Raw genomic sequence first — 17,440 nt, forward strand, 5'->3', positions numbered from 1 at the left:
AGGTGCAGTGTGTTACGGGCGCACCCTCAGCCAAAGCGGCAGCGCTAGACCGCAGCGACCTCGCGCGCCCCGAGCCGCAAGCTCACATCGAAGTCGCGGCGCTCGTCATCGTGATGGCTCACGAGCACCACGATCTTGTCGGCGAGAGCCGTGCGCAGGTCGCTGATGAGGTGCTCGGCGCTCGCGGCATCCAGGTGGGCGGTCGGTTCATCGAGCAGCACGACATCCGCTCGCGTGAGCAGGGTGCGGGCAACCGCGAGGCGCTGACGCTCGCCGCCCGACAAGCTCGCACCCGCCGAACCCACCCGAGTATCGAGGCCGTACTCGAGCGAATCGAATAGCGGGCCGAGACCCACCCGGCGCAACACCGCAACAAGCTCCTGCTCGGTCGGCTGATCATCGTGGGCGCGGCCCAACAGCAGGTTGCCATGAATCGTTGAGTCGAAGAGGTGCGACTCCTGCGGGCACCATGTGACCGCCGCGCGCAATTGCTCAGGCGACAGCTCGCGCGCATCCACCCCATTGAGGCTCCACGAACCCGCGGCTGCCGGAAGATACCCGAGCAGCGCCGCCAACAACGTCGACTTGCCCGCCCCCGATGGCCCCTCGACGACAAGCCACTCACCCCGCTCAACCCGAGCGGTCGCGCCCGAGAAAGCGAGCGTCGGGCTCGAAGGCCAGCGGATGCCGAGCTCCCGCAGTTCAAGAATGGTCACGTCGCCGAGTGGTTGGTCTGCACTCGCGGCAGCAGCGCCGCCTGAAATGGCACCTCCCGCAGCGTCCACCCCCGCCGTCACCCCACGCACCTTCGCCAAAGCGGCACTGAGTGCTGGCCACTGCTGCACGGAGTCAACGAACGCGATCAGCGAGTCAACGAGGCCGATGGGGATAAGCACGAGCACGGCGACGATGCCAATGGGCAGGGTGCCGGCGACGACGGCGGGCGCGGCAACGGGGAGCATCGCGACGGCGGTCACCGAGCAGGCGAGTACGACGACGGCATTGCCGAGGCCAAGGGCGCGAGCGCTGCGGCGGGAGAGTGCCCCGGCTTCGGCGTCGATGCGATCGAGGCGCACGAGCATCCGCTCACCGACACCATTGGCGCGCAGATCGTTAGCCGCACCCGTCATGGCGGCAAAGGCGCGCACGACACGAGATTGCACATTGGCGATGCCGTTGGCGGCCGAGCGATCAACCAGCACGGCAACGACCGGTGCCGCGATAAGACCAGCGGCGAGCCCCCACAGCAACACCGACACGGCGGGAGTATGAAGCAACGCAACCGCAATAACCGCAGCGAGTGACGTGCCGAGAGCAACCGCGGGCGGCAGCACGACCCGAGGAACCAGATCGCGCACCCGGTCAGCGGCCGAGACGAGATAGTCGAGAGCGACCCCGCCATTCGCGAGAGCCCGCGAACCCAGGGCCCGAGCGCCGAGACCGTTCCAGAGTGATACCCGCAGTTCGATCAACGATTGCAGCACCGCACTGTGAGTCGCCAGACGTTCGGCATAGCGCAGGCCGGCGCGACCCAACCCGAAGAACCGCACGCCAACGATCGCCACCAGCAAGTACATGATCGGCGGATGCTCGCTCGCCCGCACAATCAGCCAGCCCGAGATTGCGGTCAACGAGATCGCGAAGAGGCTCGCGCCAATGCCGAGAGCAATAGCTCCGACGAGAGTGCCGAATGAGGGACGCACAAACTCGAGGAGGGCGGCGAGAGTGGCGCGGGGTGAGCTTGGCGCGGCGAGGGCGCCAGCATCCGGTTCCGTTGTTGCCGCAATCGGGTCAACGCGCGCTTCGACAGCCCTGGTTCCGCCTGACACACCGACCGAAATCACTTGGTCGGCAAGCGCTGCGATTCCCGACTCGTGCGACGCCACCAACACCGTCACCGGTCGGCCGCGCAACTCAGCGATTGCTGTCTCCACGCGAGCAGCGGATGCCGGGTCGAGATGGGCTGTTGGCTCATCCAACAGCAACAGAGTTGCGCCCGCTTCGACGCGCAGCAGTCCGCGCGCGACAGCAATGCGACGCAGCTCGCCGGGGCTCACCTGGCGGGGGTCGGTGTCAGCGATTGAACCCAAGCCAAGTTCGAGCAGCACTGCTTTGATGGATTGTTCATCGTCGCTATAGAGGCGCAGTTCGTCGAGGACGGTGTCGGCAACGGTCTGCGGATGTTGCGGAACCCACGCCACCCGGGAAACGTCGACGCCCCACACGGTGCCGCCGTCGGGCTCACGATTGCCCGCCAGCACCTCAAGAACACTGGACTTTCCGCTGCCGCTTGGCCCATCCAATGCCGTGATTGTTCCCGGCGTCGCTCGGAAACTGAGCTGGTCAATCGCAGGAAGAGCACGACCGTTGTAGGCGACCGTCAGATCGACAACACGGAAGGAGCCCTCCGGCTGCCGGTGAACACGGGCTCGCGGCGCATCGATGATCGTGCGGGCCCGGCGCAGAGCGGTGAGCCCATTCTCGGAGGAGTGGAACGCGGCACCCAGTTCGCGGAACGGCGCAAAACACTCGGGCGCAAGCACAAGGGCGATGAGGCCAACCGTGAGGGGGAGCTGGTCGTTGACAAGCCGCACACCAACAAAGACGGCAACAACAGCGACCGAGATGGTGGCAATGAGTTCCAGCACTAGGGAGGAGAGGAACGCCGTGCGTAGCGTCGCCATTGTGGTCGTGCGATTCTCGGCCGAGATCGCCCGAAGAGCACGCGACTGCTCACCGACCCGGCCAAGCCCCACCAGAACGGGCAGGCCGCGCGCCAGCTCAACAAGATGATCGGAAAGGCGTTCGAGACTCGCACTCGCCGCGTCAGCACGCTCGCGCGTGTGCCCACCGACAAGCACCATGAAGACGGGAACCAGAGGAACCGTCAACACAATGATGAGCGCACTCACCCAATCGACCGAGAGGATGCGGGCGCCAATCAGCAACGGAACCGTTGCCGTCGTCACAATCGACGGCAACACAACACGGAAGTAGTTGTCGAGCTCATCGAGACCGACCGTCGCAATTGCCGTGCTCGCACCGACGCGCGAATCCGAACCCGTGAGCACTCGCTCGGCGAGTTCGCGTCGCAGCGATTCCTTCGCGCCGAGAGCGGCGCGAGTCGCGAAACTCTCCGTTGCCCAAGCGGCGGCCGCGCGCAGAAGGCCAGCGGCAATGCCCAGCACAATCGCGAACTGCCACGCCCGATCATCCGTTTCGATGACGCCGACGACGCCGCGGGCAACCGCCTCCGCCATGAGCACGAGGGCGAGCCCCTTGAGCGCGGCCAACAGCCCGAGCCCGAACAGCGTGTGTACGCCGCCTGGGCCGAAACCGGCTGCGAGTCGTTCGCGGAGTTTGGCCTTCATGCCCTCCATGGTGCCCTCTGCTGATTGTGCAACGCTGGGAGTGCCCTAGCTTGCGGAGGAAGCGGGTGCCACCGCAGGCTTCACCACGTGAGCCTCCGGGATGTGCTTGTCGCTCAGGCGGTTGCGGAATACCCAGTAGGTCCAGCCTTGATACACGAACACCAGCGGCAGACCAAACGCGGTCACGACACTCATAACGCCCAAGGTATATTCGCCACTCGCCGCGTTGGAGATCGTCAGGTTGAAGGCAGGATCAATGGTCGACGGCAGGACTACAGGGTAGACCGCAGCGAAAATGGATGACGCTCCCGCGACCAAAAATGCTGCGATACCGACGAAGGCCCAGCCCTCGCGCCCGGCTCGCGCGCTGACCCAGCCGAAGACGACGGCGATCACCGCAACTACCACGAGCGCCCACGTAATAACGGTGCCGTTCTGGAATTGGATGATGAGCACCCACGCGACAATCGGCAGCAGAGCAACGGGGCTCCACCGCACCACAAAGTTGCGGGCACGGACACGCACGTCGCCATCGGTCTTCAGGCCGAGGAATACCGAGGCGTGCACGAGCGCGAAGCCGACAACAGCAAGGCCACCGAGCACTGCGTAGGGAGTGAACCAGGCGAAAGCACCGCCGACGCGGTCACCGTTTTCATCAATCGGAAGGCCGGTCGTGGTGAGGGCGAGCGCTGCACCGATGCCGAAGGCCGAACCGAGCGAGCCGAGACCGAGAGCGCGATCCCACCACATGCGCCACTTATCCGTGGAACCTTTGCCGCGGTACTCAATCGCGACCGCGCGGAAGATGAGGCTCACGAGCACGATTGTCAGCGGGATGTAAAGGGCTGAGAACAGCGACGCATACCAAAACGGGAATGCAGCGAAGGTGGCGGCTCCAGCCGTGATCAGCCAGACCTCGTTACCGTCCCAGACCGGGCCGATGGCATTGAGCATGAGCCGGCGCTGCTTGTCGTTGCGCGTGCTGAAGAGCAGCAGCATCCCGACCCCAAGGTCGAAGCCTTCGAGCAGGAGGTAGCCAATCCAGAGTGCCGCGATGGCGATGAACCAGACGGTGGGAAGAAGTTCCATGAGTGTCTGCCTCTCTACTTAGTAGGCGAACGCGAGAACGTCGTCGCGTTGGTCTGGCCGGTTGGGGTCGTCAGGGTTGTTGGGATCGCTCTCGCTGTCGCCGGGACCAGCTTCTGGATGCCCGAGCTCAGGCATCGCCGAGGCAACGCCACCGCGCACGTACTTGACGAGCAGCTTCACTTCGAAGACCAGCAAGAAGGCGTAGACGAGCGCGAGGGAAGCGAGGGAGAAGATGATCTCTTCACCACTCACCCCAGGGGAAACTGCTGCCGCGGTGAACATGTAGACACCGTCAACGCCACCGGGGGTCGGGTTAGGGGCAACCACAAACGGCTGACGTCCCATTTCGGTGAACACCCAACCCGCGATGTTGGCACCGAACGGGGCCGCAATGCTGAGGAGTGCCGTGCCCATCAGGAACTTCGACCGCGGCACCGTGCCCTTGCGCACGATCCAGAGCGTGAGCAGAGCGAAGCCTGCCGCGAGCATCCCGAAGCCGATCATCAGGCGGAAGCCCCAGTAGGTGACCTCCATGATCGGCAAGTAGTTGATTTCCATTCCGGCACGTTCGCCATAGAGCGGGTCGTCGGGAAGGTTGGTTCCATAAAGTGCTTGGTATTCGGGGATGAGCGTGTTCACACCCTTGATCTCCGTATCGAAGTCGCCATGAGCGAGGAATGAGAGGATGCCCGGAATTTCGATAATGCCGACCACAGCCTCACAGTCCTGAGAACCGAGCGGGCCAATCGAAAGCACCGAGAAGCTCGTGCCGTCGTGGCAGGCGGCCTCGGCCGCGGCCATCTTCAACGGTTGCTGTTCAAACATGAGCTTCGCCTGCAGGTCACCGGTGATGGCGACTCCACCGAATCCGACAATCGCAATGACGGCACCGATGCGGATGCTCGTGATCCAGACCGAGTGGTCCTTGCGATCGCGGCCAGGGAGGCTGGCATTCTCGCCGACGACGACACGGCCTGCGGCATCCACAGTGTCGATTCCATCGCGACGACGCTGCCAGAGCTGGTACCAGGAGATGCCGACGACGAAGCCGGCGCCGACGGCGAGGGCGCCAGTGATTGTGTGCGAATAGGCGGTGAGAGCGGTGTTGTTGGTGAGCACGGCCCAGATGTCGGTCATGACGGGGCGACCGTCCATGAGCTCAACTCCTACCGGGTGCTGCATCCACGAGTTCGCCACGATGATGAAGAAGGCGGAGACGATCGAACCGGCTACCGCGATCCACAGGGTGGCGAGGTGAATCTTCTTGGGCAGGCGGCTCCAGCCGAAGATCCAGAGGCCGAGGAAGACTGATTCAAAGAAGAAGGCGAGGAGGCCTTCCATGGCGAGCGGTGCGCCGAAGACGTCGCCGACGAAGCGAGAGTATTCACTCCAGGCCATGCCGAACTGAAACTCCTGCACGAGGCCGGTGGCAACACCCATGATGAAGTTGATGAGGTACAACTTGCCCCAGAATTTAGTCATACGCAGCCACTTCTCGTCGCCCGTGCGCACCCACTGGGTTTGCATGAGTGCGACGACCGGGCCAAGGCCAATCGTGAGGGGAACCATGATGAAGTGGTAAACGGTGGTGATGCCGAACTGCCATCTCGCGATTTCTAGGGGGTCCACTCCGCACCTTCCACTGCATTTTCTACGTCTTGTAGAACTATTTCTACACGGTTGTAGAAATAATTTCTACCTGAGGTAGAATTGGCTCATGAATTCGTTGGGAGAACTCGAACGCAGCGTCATGGATTTGCTGTGGGCAGGTGGCGAAAGCCTTTCGGCGTATGACCTGCAAGCGGCACTAGCTGAGCATTCGGAATCGGGCCGTGAGCTCGCCCCCACCACGATCCTCACCGTGCTGTCGAGGCTCGAAAACAAAAACTTTGTGGTGCGCGAGCGAGACTCCCGACCACACCGCTACCGTTCCGCCGCCGCTCGCGAGGCGCACATGGCCGACCTCATGCACGAAGTGCTTGGTGGTGCGAGCGATCGCGCTGCGGTACTCGAACGTTTCGTCGGTCAGGTCTCGAGCGAAGAAGCCGACACTCTGCGCCGCATCCTCGCCGGTCGCTAAAAATGCTCGTTGCCGCCATCGCGCTCGGCCTCATCGCGATCTTGTTAGCGTGGCCTGTTCCCGCACTGCTGCCAGGGGCGAGATGGGCCTACCGTCGCCCGACACTGGGGTTGCTGGTTTGGCAACTCGTCGCACTCGTCGGTGGCACCAGCATGATTGGCTCGCTCGTTCTTTTGGGGGCCTCAACATTCGCCAATGACCTTTCGGATGCCGCTAACGGCATGTGGCGCTTCGTCACCCACAATGAGTTGCCAGACGGCTCCTCGGTGTGGTCGTTGCTCGCGCTCTCGGGAGCTCTCTTCCTCACCGCCCACCTCCTCCTAAACCTGCTCGTCACGGTTGTATATGCGGAGCGAGAGCGTGCCCGCCATGCTCAACTCATCACCCTTCTCAGTGAGCCAATGGTCGACCGTCCCGGCACCCGACTCATCGACACCCCGGCTCCCGTCGCCTACTGCTTGCCTGGTGCCCTCAAGTCGATCACCGTCTTGACGGCTGGCCTGATCAAACTGCTGGATGAAGAAGAACTTCGTGCCGTCATTGAGCATGAGCGGGCCCACGTTCGATTGCGCCATGACATCGTGCTCATCTTTTTCACGGCCTGGAAGGTATCGCTGCCGTGGTTACCGACCGCGCGCAATGCCTCGCGTGAAGTGGCACTGCTTCTCGAGATGCACGCCGACGACAACGCCCTCACGCACGTGAGTCGCGGCAGTTTGGCTCGGGCAATCACCGTCGTCGCCGAAGGTGGTGCGCTGCCGCAGCGCAGTGAATTTTCCGCTGCCCTGCCCGAGTCGACCCCGAAAGAACTGCGGGCGCGGTTGTTGCGGTTGGCGTAGTTTTTCGCGGCCTCATCGCGTTTCACGACGTGATAGCGTGCGGTCTAAACTCAGCGTCATGAACGCAACCACACCTAACGCACCCTCCACGGTGTGGCCACGCAACTCGCGGACGATGCGACTCACTCTCGCGACGGCGCTCGTGCTCTCCATCGCGGGATGCACTGCCGCCGCCCCCGCAGGGGAGACGCACTCGAGCTCTCCCGCCGCATCCGCCAACGCCGGGTCATCTCCCTCGGCCTGGAGCCTTTTCGAGCCGGGAGCGATCGCCGACTACCAGTTAGGCGGAGCCTACGAGCCCGGCGCGGCAGTGTCGGTGGTCGTTCGCGACTCAGAAGAGCAGCCGCTCGACGGGGCATATTCCATTTGCTACATCAATGCTTTCCAATCGCAACCGGGCGAGCAGTGGCCGACCGATTTGCTCTTGCAAGACAGCGCAGGCGACGCGGTTATCGACCCGAACTGGCCGGATGAGACCCTTCTCGACATTCGTTCCGAAAGCAATCGGGAGGCTATCGCCGAGCAACTGAGCCCCGCGATTGTGGGCTGCGCTAGCAAAGGTTTTGAGGCTGTCGAGTTCGATAACCTCGACAGCTACTCGCGCTCCGAAGGGCTACTTGAGCGCGCAGACGCGATCGCGATGGCAACGCTGCTCGTGCAGGCCGGTCACGAGAACGGGCTCGCGGTGGCGCAGAAGAATTCTGCTGAGCTGCTGGGGCAGGCGGCATCCACGATTGGCTTCGACTTTGTGATCGTCGAAGAGTGCGATCAGTTCGAGGAGTGCGGTGACTTTACCGATTCTTACGGTGACGCCGTAATCGATATCGAGTACACCGACGAGCTGCGGCGACCCTTCGCCGAAGTGTGCGCGGATGCCGCAACACCACGCATCACGATGCTGCGAGATCGCGACCTCACGCCGCCCGGCTCACCCGATTACGTCTACGAGCACTGCTGACGGCAGCCGCCGGAATTTCGCTCGACACGAGATGCCACGCAGCCGCGAGGCCCATCAGCTGCGAGTACCGTAACCGTGCTAGCCGGTGACCTTCGGTCCGCGAATAAACGCGAGCGGCAGCGTCAAGAGCGAGATCGCTGCCGCTACCAAGATCGCGGGCGGGAACGCGAACGCGGTGGCGAGTGTGCCGATGAGCACTGAACCTAGGGCTGTTCCGAGGTCGAAGCCGATGTTCCAGACAGCGCTCGCTGTGCCGTATTGCTTGCGTTGTACGGCGGCGAGGGAAAGCACGAGAGTGAGGTTCTGCAGCCCACCGTAGGCAACGCCGACGAGCGTCGTGCCGAGAAGGAAGAGCAGAACACCCGTGGAATCCGGGTTCTGCACCGCTTGGGCGATCGCGAGGAGGCCGGCGACCGAGATGACGACGAGCGGCCACAGGAAGCGACCGGCACCGTAGCGATCAGAGAGGCCGCCGACACCCCAGCGGGTGATCGCGGCGCTGAGGGTGAGCAGGGCGAGCGCTCCGGCAGTCGCCGCGGGCGATGAGCTCATTTGTGGCGCGAAAGTGAGCAGTGCACCGCCGGCGAGAGTCACGCCGCTGAGGAGCATCATGGGGCGCAGAAGGGTGACGGCGAGCATACGTCGCTGCGATCGGGTGCCCGATGGTGCCGCGACCGACGTTGAACCGGTGGCGGGGAGCAACTCACGCTCGGCAGCTTGGGCGCGAAGAATACGTGCGAGGCGAGGGGCAGAGCTGATGCCCAAGAGGGGCAACGCACCGAGCGCAAAGACGGCCCAAAATCCGACGGTCTCCGCGAGCAGGGTTGCGGTGGGGGCGAGGAAGATCTGCGGGATCGCGATTGCAGCGCCGTAGATTCCGACGGCAGCGCCGTGTTGCGCGCGATCAACAAGGTTCGCCACGACGGTCGAGCCGGTGACAGTCAGGATACCGAAGCCGACACCGCGGACCGCGGAAATAGCGAGAATCCAGCCCAGCTGATCCGAAATGAGAAGCAGCAGTGGCGGAACTCCGAGAAGGGCGAGGCCCGCCGCGAGCACGCGGCCAGTACCTAAGCGCTCCAGGAGTCGCGGAACAAAGGGCTGCGTCATTACGGTGACGAGCAGCAACACACCGTTGACGAAACCGGAGCCAGCTTCCGTGGCTCCGCCCTGAATCGCCCACAGCGGTACGACAGGAATCAGCGCAATGAAACCTCCGAAACCTGCGGCCGTCAAGACCAATAGCGCGGGCATTCCTGGCGCGCGCCAGACGGGGGTCGGAGCATCGCGAGAGTTCTGAGTCACGATGCTCAACTCTATGCCCCGCCGGGTCTTGACCGACTGAGTTCAGAATCCAGAACCCGGCAGGGCCAGAGAACTCGCACGGCGACCCACCACAGCCTGCGGCACGAGTGGCTTTATTTCGCGGGCACCGCCGCGGCCGCACTCGGGGTGACGGCACGGGGAGCCAACCGCTGCAACTGAGTCACGTGCTTCGGCTCGAGCTCTTCGATGCTCGTGACCTCGAGCAGTTTCATCGTGCGCACGATCTGCTCCGACAGAATCTGGATCGTGCGGTCAACGCCCTCGCGCCCTCCCGCCATAAGCCCGTAGAGGTAGGCGCGACCGATGAGCGTGAACTTGGCGCCGAGGGCCATCGAGGCCACGATGTCTGCACCGTTCATGATGCCGGTGTCGACCATCACCTCGACGTCCGTGCCCACTTCGCGCACGACGTTCGGCAGTAGGTGGAAGGGGATGGGGGCGCGGTCGAGCTGGCGACCACCATGGTTGGAGAGCAGGATGCTGTCAACGCCGAGCTCTGCGAGGCGCTTCGAGTCTTCAAGGTTCTGCACTCCCTTGATCACAATTTTGCCTGGCCACATGTCACGGATGATCTTGAGGTCGTCGTAGTTGATTGACGGGTCCATGGCGGAGTCGAGCAGTTCGCCCACGGTGCCTCCGGTGGTCGCGAGCGAGGCGAATTCGAGCGGGGGAGTCGTGAGGAAGTCGAACCACCACCAGGGGCGAGGGATGGCGTTGAGGATCGTGCCTGCCGTCAGCTGCGGAGGAATCGAGAACCCATTGCGCTTGTCGCGCAGTCGCGCACCGGCAACCGGGGTGTCGACCGTGAACATCAGCGTGTCGTAGCCTGCGGCTGCCGCGCGCTCGACGAGGCCGTAAGAGATCTCGCGTTCGCGCATGACATACAGCTGGAACCAGTTACGGCCGTTCGGGTTGGTGGCCTTCACATCTTCAATGGATGTCGTGCCCAGCGTCGAAAGAGTGAACGGAATTCCTGCTGCCGCTGCTGCGCCCGCGCCGGCGATTTCGCCTTCGGTCTGCATGAGGCGGGTGAATCCCGTCGGCGCAATTCCGAACGGCATCGCGGACGTTCCGCCGAGAATCTGCGTGGTGGTGTCGACGCGGGAGGCGCCACGCAGGATCGAGGGGTGGAACTCGATGTCTTCGAAGGCCTGGCGCGCTCGGCTCAGCGAGATCTCGCCTTCGGCCGAGCCATCCGTGTAGTCGTAGGCGGCCTTGGGGGTGCGACGCTTGGCGATGTCTTTGAGGTCGTAAATCGTGAGGGCGCTGTCGAGGCGACGCTTCTTGCCGTTGAGCTCGGGGGCCTTGAACTTCATGAGCTTCGCGAGCTCTTCGGGGTTCGGAAATTGACGCTTAACCATGAGGTGCCTTAGCTGTCGGTGTCGAGATCGGTGTCGGTGTCGAGGTGGGTGAGGAGGCGATCGCGCGCCCCCAGAATGTGGTCGCGGGTGAGGCGCTCCGCGGCGGCGGCATCCCCGGCGGTGATGGCATCGAGGATGCCCTGGTGTTGTTCGGCCACCTCGTGGGCGGTAATGAGTTGGGCGGATTGAACCTGCCCAATGCACAGCTCGACTTCACCCATGAGCAGTTCGTGCAGGCGGGTGAGGCGCGAACTGGGCTGACCGGCGACGAGCGCGCGGTGGAACTGGATGTCGTGGTGGGCGAAATCATCGGTGGCGGTGAGCGCGCGGTGTGCGGCGAGCGCCGCCGCTGGAATTGCGCCGGCTTCAGCGAGTGCTGCCATGGCGGCTGCTTCGACGATGGAGCGGGTGTCGAAGAGGTCGAGCACGTCGTCGTAGCTGAGCTCGGGCACGCGGGCGGCGCGGTGGGCTTCTCGGCGCAGGAGTCCGTCGGCGACGAGGCGATCAATCGCGATGCGGGCGGTGGGGCGAGCGACGCCGAAACGGAGAGCGACGGCTGCTTCGGTGACGGAAGCGCCGGGGGCATCTTTCTGAGAGATGATGTCGGCGCGAAGCTTCTGGGCGACGGTCTCGGGGAGCACTGCGGCATTCTCGATCACAACTGACTCCCACTTCCTCGACTTGGATTGTCAAACAATCTAGCAGAATGTAAGACAAAGCAAAATAGCGACCTGTTATGTTGGCGGGATATGTGTTTGTGCGCAACAAAGGAGATGGCATGACGAGGCAGTTGGCATGGGGAATTTTGGGCACGGGGTGGATCGCTGGCCTACAAACCAGTGACCTCATTGAGCACGGCCACAACGTCGTTGCGGTCGGATCTCGCACCGCAGAATCGGCTACGAAGTTTGCTGCCGAGTACAGCATCCCGACGGCGCACGGCAGCTACGAAGCACTCGTCGCCGACCCCGAGGTTGACGCCATCTATGTTGCTTCTCCTCACCCCTTCCACGAAGAGCACGCGCTGCTCGCCCTGAATGCGGGCAAACACGTTCTCGTGGAGAAGGTCTTCACGATGAACGCGGCCCAAGCCGAAAAAGTTGTAGCTCGGGCATCCGAACTGAACCTTGTCGTTCTCGAAGCCATGTGGACTCGCTACCTTCCGCACATGGTGCGCATTCGCGAACTCGTGAAGAGTGGCGCGCTTGGCACTATCCGCAGCGTGATTGCTGACCACAACCAGAACATCTCGATGGATCCGCTTCAGCGCCTCAACAACCCGCTCCTCGGTGGTGGTGCCCTGCTCGACCTCGGTATCTACCCGGTGTCGTTCGCCTACGACATTCTCGGCGCACCGACTGACGTTGTCGCCGTCGCCACCAAGACCGCAACGGATGTCGACCGCCAGACCTCGATGATCCCGAGCTACGGCACCGAAGCGCAAGCCGTGCTGCAGACCACGCTCGACCTTCGCGGACCCACGCGCGCGGTCATCGTCGGCAGTGAAGGCCGCATCGAAATCGCCGAGACCTGGTACGCGCCAACCACCCATACCCGCTTCGATGGAGACGGAAACATTGTCGAAGAATTCGACGGCACCGTCACGGGTCGCGGGATGCAGTTCCAAGCGGCCGAACTCGAGCGCCTAGTCGCCGCGGGCGAACTCGTCAACGACATCCTCTCGCCAACCGAGAGCGTGCAGATCATGCACACCCTCGACGAGATTCGTCGCCAGATCGGGCTCACCTACCCGATGCTCGACGAGAGTTAGCGAGAACGCGGAAGGTAGCGCTTAGGTGAGAACGCGGTAGTAACGAGCGACCGCAGCGACTCAAGTGAGCCCTCCACAAAGCCCTGGGCTCGCGCCTGAACCAGCACGTTGCCAATGGCCGTGGCCTCTACGGGGCCGGCCAGCACCGGCATTCCACTGCGGTCCGCGATCAGTTGGCAGAGCAACTCGTTCTGCGAGCCACCACCGACGATATGGATGACCGACACCGATTTTCCGGAAAGGTCTGAGGCCGTGTGTACGGCATCCACGAAGGCAACGCTGAGGCTTTCGATGATGCTGCGCACAAACTCCACGTGCGACTGGGGAGCGGGTAGGTCGTGTTCAGTGCACCACGCGGCGATGCGCTCAGGCATCCGGTCGGGCGCCATGAATCGCGGATCGTTCGCGTCAAAGGTTGGCACCTTCACCGTGAGATCGGATGCCGCAGCCAACAACTCGAGAAGGTCAACGCTGGCGTCATCCTTCTGCCATTCGCGCACGCATTCGCTCAGCAACCACAAGCCCATGACGTTGTGCAGGTAGCGCACGCGTCCGTCGACGCCGCCCTCGTTGGTGAAGTTTGCGGCACGGCTGGCCTCGGTGAGCACCGGAGAGTTCAGCTCAACGCCCACGAGACCCCACGTGCCACACGAGATATAGGCGAAGTCATCGTTCGTTGCTGGAACCGCGACGACAGCGGATGCCGTGTCATGCGATCCAACAGCGACCACGTCGGCACGGATGCCGAGTTCGTCGCGCACCGGCCCCAACGTTGTGCCGGGAGTGACCAACTCAGGGAAGAGGTTGCGAGAGTATCCGAGCTTCTCGATGAGCGCGTCATCCCACCGGCCGGATGCAATGTTGAGCAGCCCCGTGGTTGACGCGTTGGTTTGTTCGGCAACCTGGCGCCCGGTCAACCAATAATTGATGAGATCGGGAACGAGCAAGAAACCATCAGCGTCAGCAAGGTTCTGTTCCGCTGCGAACTGGTACAGCGTATTAAAGGAGAGAAACTGCAATCCGTTGGACGCGTACAATTCCGCGTGATCCGCAATCGCATGCACTCGCTCGACCCCCGCCGCCGTGCGCTCGTCGCGGTAGTGGAACGGGGGCGCAACCATCTGCCCGCCCGCCATCAGCGCGTAGTCAACCGCCCACGAATCCACACCGATGCTCGACAGCTGTGGCTCTTCACGAACAGCAGCCGCTAAACCGGCAAGCACACTCGAGTAGAGCGCATCAATGTCCCAGTGCAAACCGTCTTCACGGCGCACCGGACCATTGGGAAACCGCGCCACGGGGCGCACACTCAACTCGTTGTGACCGACGTGGCCGAGCATGACCCGACCACTGGTGGCACCGAGATCTACTGCGGCAACTACTCCAGCGGTCATCGTAAGAACGCCGCCGCAACACCAGCATCAACGGGGATGTGGAGACCAGTGGTGTGGCTGAGGTCGGGCCCCGTAAGTACCGACACCGCGTTCGCCACGTTCTCGGGCAGAACCTCACGCTTGAGGATCGTGCGCTGAGCGTAGAACTTGCCGAGGTCCTCTTCTTCAACGCCGTAGGTCTTGGCGCGGTTGGCGCCCCAGCCTGCAGCGAAGATTCCGGAACCGCGCACAACACCGTCGGGGTTGATGCCGTTGACCTTCACACCGTGCTCGCCCAGCTCGACCGCGAGCAGTCGCACCTGATGAGCCTGGTCAGCCTTCGTCGCCGAGTACGCAATGTTGTTGGGACCAGCGAAGACTGCGTTCTTCGAGGAAATGTAGATGACGTCCCCACCCATGCCCTGCTCGATGAGCACCGGCGCGGTCGCCTTCGAGACGAGGAACGAACCCTTGGCCATGATGTCGTGCTGGAAGTCCCAGTCCTGCTCGGTGGTCTCCAACAGGGGCTTAGAAAGTGAAACTCCGGCATTGTTCACAACGATGTCGATACCACCAAAGGCGAGTACGGCATCCTGAACCATGCGGTCGATCGCTGCAGCGTCGGTCACGTTGACCTTGAGGCCGATCGCGACATCTGTGTTTCCGATTTCAGCGGCAGCGGCCTGAGCCTTCTCAAGGTCGAGGTCAGCAATGACAACGCACGCGCCATCCGCAGCGAGGCGCGTTGCGATCGCCTTGCCGATACCGGATGCTGCGCCGGTCACGAGGGCAACGCGCGTGGCGTGCGACTTGGGCTTGGGCATCCGCTGCAGCTTGGCCTCTTCGAGTGCCCAGTATTCGATGTTGAACTTCTCGGCGTCACTGATGGGCGCGTAGGTGGAGAGGGCTTCGGCGCCGCGCATGACGTTGATGGCGTTGACGTAGAACTCGCCAGCAACGCGGGCGGTCTGCTTGTTCGCGCCGTAGCTGAACATTCCGACACCGGGAACGAGAACGATGAGCGGGTCAGCGCCACGGATCGCGGGGGAGTCGGCGGTCGCGTGCTTGTCGTAGTAGGCCGTGTAGTCCTTGCGGTACTCCTCGTGGAGTTCCTTCAGACGGGCGATGGTCTTTTCGACTGTCGTGTTGGCGGGAAGGTCGAGCAGCAGTGGCTTCACCTTGGTGCGCAAGAAGTGGTCGGGGCAGCTCGTGCCGAGGGCTGCAAGCTTGGGCGCGTTGGCGGAGGCGAGGAAGTCGAGCACGACATCCGAGTCAGTGAAGTGCCCAACCATGGGACGGTCATGGCTCGCAATGCCGCGAATCGTGGCTGCAAGCGCGGCTGCTTTCTCGCGACGCTCCTCTTCGGGCAGAGCATCATTCTTGGCTACGGCACGACCGAAGGGGGCCTTCTTGCCCTTAGCAGCGATGTATTCTTCGGCAGTCTTAATGATCCAGAGGCTGTTTGCTTCTGCTTCGTCGCTCGTGTCGCCCCAGGCAGTGATGCCGTGACCACCGAGGATGCAGCCGATGGCCTTAGGGTTCTTTTCCTTGATCGCGGCAATGTCGAGTCCGAGCTGGAAGCCGGGGCGACGCCAGTCAACCCACACAACTTTGTCGCCGAAAGCCTTCTTGGTGAGTTTCTTGCCATCCTTCGCGGTCGCGATGGCGATGCCGGAGTCGGGGTGCAAGTGGTCAACATGGGCGGCGTCCACGAGGCCGTGCATGGCGGTGTCGATGGATGGTGCGGCGCCACCCTTGCCGTGCAGGGTGTAGTCAAACGCGGCGACCATTTCGTCTTCGCGCTCAACACCGGGGTAGACGTTCGTCATCGAGCGCAGGCGGTCGAGGCGCAACACGGCGAGGCCAGCTTCCTTCAGGGTGCCGAGGTCGCCACCGGAGCCCTTCACCCACATGAGCTCGATGGGCTCGCCCGTGACGGGGTCCGTTTCTGTGCCCTTGGCTGACGCGTTGCCGCCAGCGTAGTTGGTGACGCGCGGGTCGGAACCGAGACGGTTCGAGCGTGCGATGAGTTCAGCTGCAGTGGGGTTTGTCATCAGTTATTCCTAATTGTCAGAAGCGAAAGGGAAAAGGGGGGAGAGCGCTTAGGCTCCCCAGCCGGCCTGAACGCCACCGACCCGGTCTTCGGCGATTTTCTGCTGGTAGCCAGATGCCGCATAGGCCGCCATCGGGTCAGCGGGAAGTCCCCGCGACTCGCGCCACGTGGCGAGGTCCCCGCGCACATCGGTGTAGAACGCATCCATCATGATCGCGTTGGCTCCGAGTACATCGCCAGCGTTCTGCGCTGCGGTGAGAGCATCCGAGTCGACGAGAAGTGCACGGGCAGTCATTTCTTGAACGTTGAGCACCGACCGCATCTGGCCGGGAATCTTGTCTTCAACGTTGTGGCACTGGTCGAGCATGAACGCCACACCGCTGTCGGCGCCGTAGCCGCCGCCGCGAACAACTTCGTACAGGATGCGGAATAACTGGAAGGGATCGGCCGCGCCGACGATCAGGTCGTCGTCGGCATAGAAGCGCGAGTTGAAGTCGAACGAGCCGAGCTTGCCGAGGCGCAGCAGCTGCATCACGATGAACTCGATGTTGGTTCCTGGCGCATGGTGGCCGGTGTCGAGGCACACGAGAGCGCGCTCGCCGAGGGCCGCTACTTGTGCATAGCTGGTTCCCCAGTCCGGCACATCCATGTGGTAAAAAGCGGGCTCAAAGAACTTGTACTCGAGCACCATGCGCTGCTCTTCGCCGAGGCGGTCATAGATCTTTTGCAGTGATTCGGCGAGGCGATCCTGACGCCCGCGGATGTCGGCTTGGCCGGGGTAGTTCGATCCGTCGGCGAGCCAAATCTTGAGGTCGCGCGATCCTGTCTTGTGCATGATGTCGATGCACTCGAAGTGGTGATCGATCGCCTTCTGGCGAATCGTGGGATCAACGTGGGTGAGCGAACCAAATTTGTAGTCGTCGTCCTGGAACGTGTTTGAGTTCACGGTTCCGAGTTCAACGCCGTGTTCGTTCGCGAAGGTGCTCAGTGCGCTGTAGTCGTCGACCTTGTCCCACGGGATGTGAAGGGCAACTGACGGAGCGAGTGCCGTGTACTTGTGAACCTGGGCGGCATCCGCAATCTTCTCTTGCGGAGTGCGCGGAGTGCCGGGGGTTCCGAAGACTTTGAATCGCGTTCCCGAGTTGCCGAAAGCCCAGGAGGGAAGTTCGATGGCCTGTTCTTCGAGGCGGGCTGCGATTGAGCTGAATTGCGCCATGGG

13 protein-coding genes are annotated in these 17,440 nt (G+C 62.9%); 4 read left to right on the forward strand and 9 right to left on the reverse strand.

Features of this window, described 5'->3' with window-relative positions; genetic code table 11:
• Positions 1–44: 44 nt before the first annotated feature.
• The 3 genes from cydD to AC1ENN_RS00665 are packed head-to-tail and all read right to left on the reverse strand — an operon-like array spanning position 45 to position 6,089.
• The gene (cydD, locus tag AC1ENN_RS00655; protein ID WP_480406378.1) at positions 45–3,371 is read right to left on the reverse strand and encodes a thiol reductant ABC exporter subunit CydD; all 3,327 of its coding nucleotides are present in this window, start codon (positions 3,369–3,371) and stop codon (positions 45–47) included.
• Between the two features lie 45 nt (positions 3,372–3,416).
• Positions 3,417–4,460, reverse strand: coding sequence for a cytochrome d ubiquinol oxidase subunit II (gene cydB / locus AC1ENN_RS00660; RefSeq protein ID WP_480391579.1), 1,044 nt, complete (start codon positions 4,458–4,460; stop codon positions 3,417–3,419).
• Positions 4,461–4,478: 18 nt separating this feature from the next.
• Positions 4,479–6,089 carry a cytochrome ubiquinol oxidase subunit I gene (locus AC1ENN_RS00665; RefSeq protein ID WP_480406379.1) on the reverse strand — a complete coding sequence of 537 codons (1,611 nt, stop codon included), beginning with the start codon at positions 6,087–6,089 and terminating at the stop codon, positions 4,479–4,481.
• A gap of 88 nt (positions 6,090–6,177) precedes the next feature.
• Between AC1ENN_RS00665 and AC1ENN_RS00670 the strand changes: the two genes are divergently transcribed.
• Genes AC1ENN_RS00670 through AC1ENN_RS00680 form a run of 3 tightly spaced genes read left to right on the forward strand, consistent with a single transcriptional unit; the run spans position 6,178 to position 8,337 of the window.
• Entirely contained in the window at positions 6,178–6,540 is a 363-nt protein-coding gene (locus tag AC1ENN_RS00670; RefSeq protein ID WP_480391581.1) for a BlaI/MecI/CopY family transcriptional regulator, read from the forward strand.
• Between the two features lie 2 nt (positions 6,541–6,542).
• On the forward strand, positions 6,543–7,379 hold the full coding sequence (locus tag AC1ENN_RS00675; protein WP_480391582.1) for a M56 family metallopeptidase: 837 nt from the start codon (positions 6,543–6,545) through the stop codon (positions 7,377–7,379).
• 58 nt (positions 7,380–7,437) lie between these two features.
• Positions 7,438–8,337, forward strand: a complete 900-nt coding sequence (locus AC1ENN_RS00680; protein ID WP_449648037.1) for an endo alpha-1,4 polygalactosaminidase — start codon at positions 7,438–7,440, stop codon at positions 8,335–8,337.
• Between the two features lie 78 nt (positions 8,338–8,415).
• Here the strand turns inward: AC1ENN_RS00680 and AC1ENN_RS00685 are convergent, their stop codons facing one another.
• The 3 genes from AC1ENN_RS00685 to AC1ENN_RS00695 all read right to left on the reverse strand — a co-directional run bounded on the left by AC1ENN_RS00685 (position 8,416) and on the right by AC1ENN_RS00695 (position 11,683).
• On the reverse strand, positions 8,416–9,642 hold the full coding sequence (locus AC1ENN_RS00685; RefSeq protein WP_480406380.1) for an MFS transporter: 1,227 nt from the start codon (positions 9,640–9,642) through the stop codon (positions 8,416–8,418).
• Between the two features lie 113 nt (positions 9,643–9,755).
• Complete coding sequence (locus tag AC1ENN_RS00690) at positions 9,756–11,024, reverse strand: alpha-hydroxy acid oxidase (RefSeq protein ID WP_480406381.1); 1,269 nt, start codon at positions 11,022–11,024, stop codon at positions 9,756–9,758.
• Positions 11,025–11,032: 8 nt separating this feature from the next.
• Positions 11,033–11,683, reverse strand: a complete 651-nt coding sequence (locus AC1ENN_RS00695; RefSeq protein WP_480391586.1) for a GntR family transcriptional regulator — start codon at positions 11,681–11,683, stop codon at positions 11,033–11,035.
• Positions 11,684–11,802: 119 nt separating this feature from the next.
• Between AC1ENN_RS00695 and AC1ENN_RS00700 the strand changes: the two genes are divergently transcribed.
• Entirely contained in the window at positions 11,803–12,795 is a 993-nt protein-coding gene (locus AC1ENN_RS00700) for a Gfo/Idh/MocA family protein (RefSeq protein ID WP_480406382.1), read from the forward strand.
• Here AC1ENN_RS00700 and AC1ENN_RS00705 read toward each other — a convergent pair.
• The 3 genes from AC1ENN_RS00705 to rhaI are packed head-to-tail and all read right to left on the reverse strand — an operon-like array spanning position 12,792 to position 17,437.
• Positions 12,792–14,189 carry a rhamnulokinase gene (locus AC1ENN_RS00705; RefSeq protein WP_480391588.1) on the reverse strand — a complete coding sequence of 466 codons (1,398 nt, stop codon included), beginning with the start codon at positions 14,187–14,189 and terminating at the stop codon, positions 12,792–12,794. The two genes, AC1ENN_RS00700 and AC1ENN_RS00705, sit on opposite strands and share 4 nt — an antisense overlap.
• Positions 14,186–16,222, reverse strand: coding sequence for a bifunctional aldolase/short-chain dehydrogenase (locus AC1ENN_RS00710; protein WP_480406383.1), 2,037 nt, complete (start codon positions 16,220–16,222; stop codon positions 14,186–14,188). Before AC1ENN_RS00710 ends, AC1ENN_RS00705 begins: the two co-directional genes overlap by 4 nt.
• A 48-nt stretch (positions 16,223–16,270) precedes the next feature.
• Entirely contained in the window at positions 16,271–17,437 is a 1,167-nt protein-coding gene (gene rhaI, locus AC1ENN_RS00715) for an L-rhamnose isomerase (protein ID WP_480406384.1), read from the reverse strand.
• Positions 17,438–17,440 lie beyond the last annotated feature (3 nt).

It is taken from the genome of Rhodoglobus sp. G.S.23, assembly GCF_056675935.1.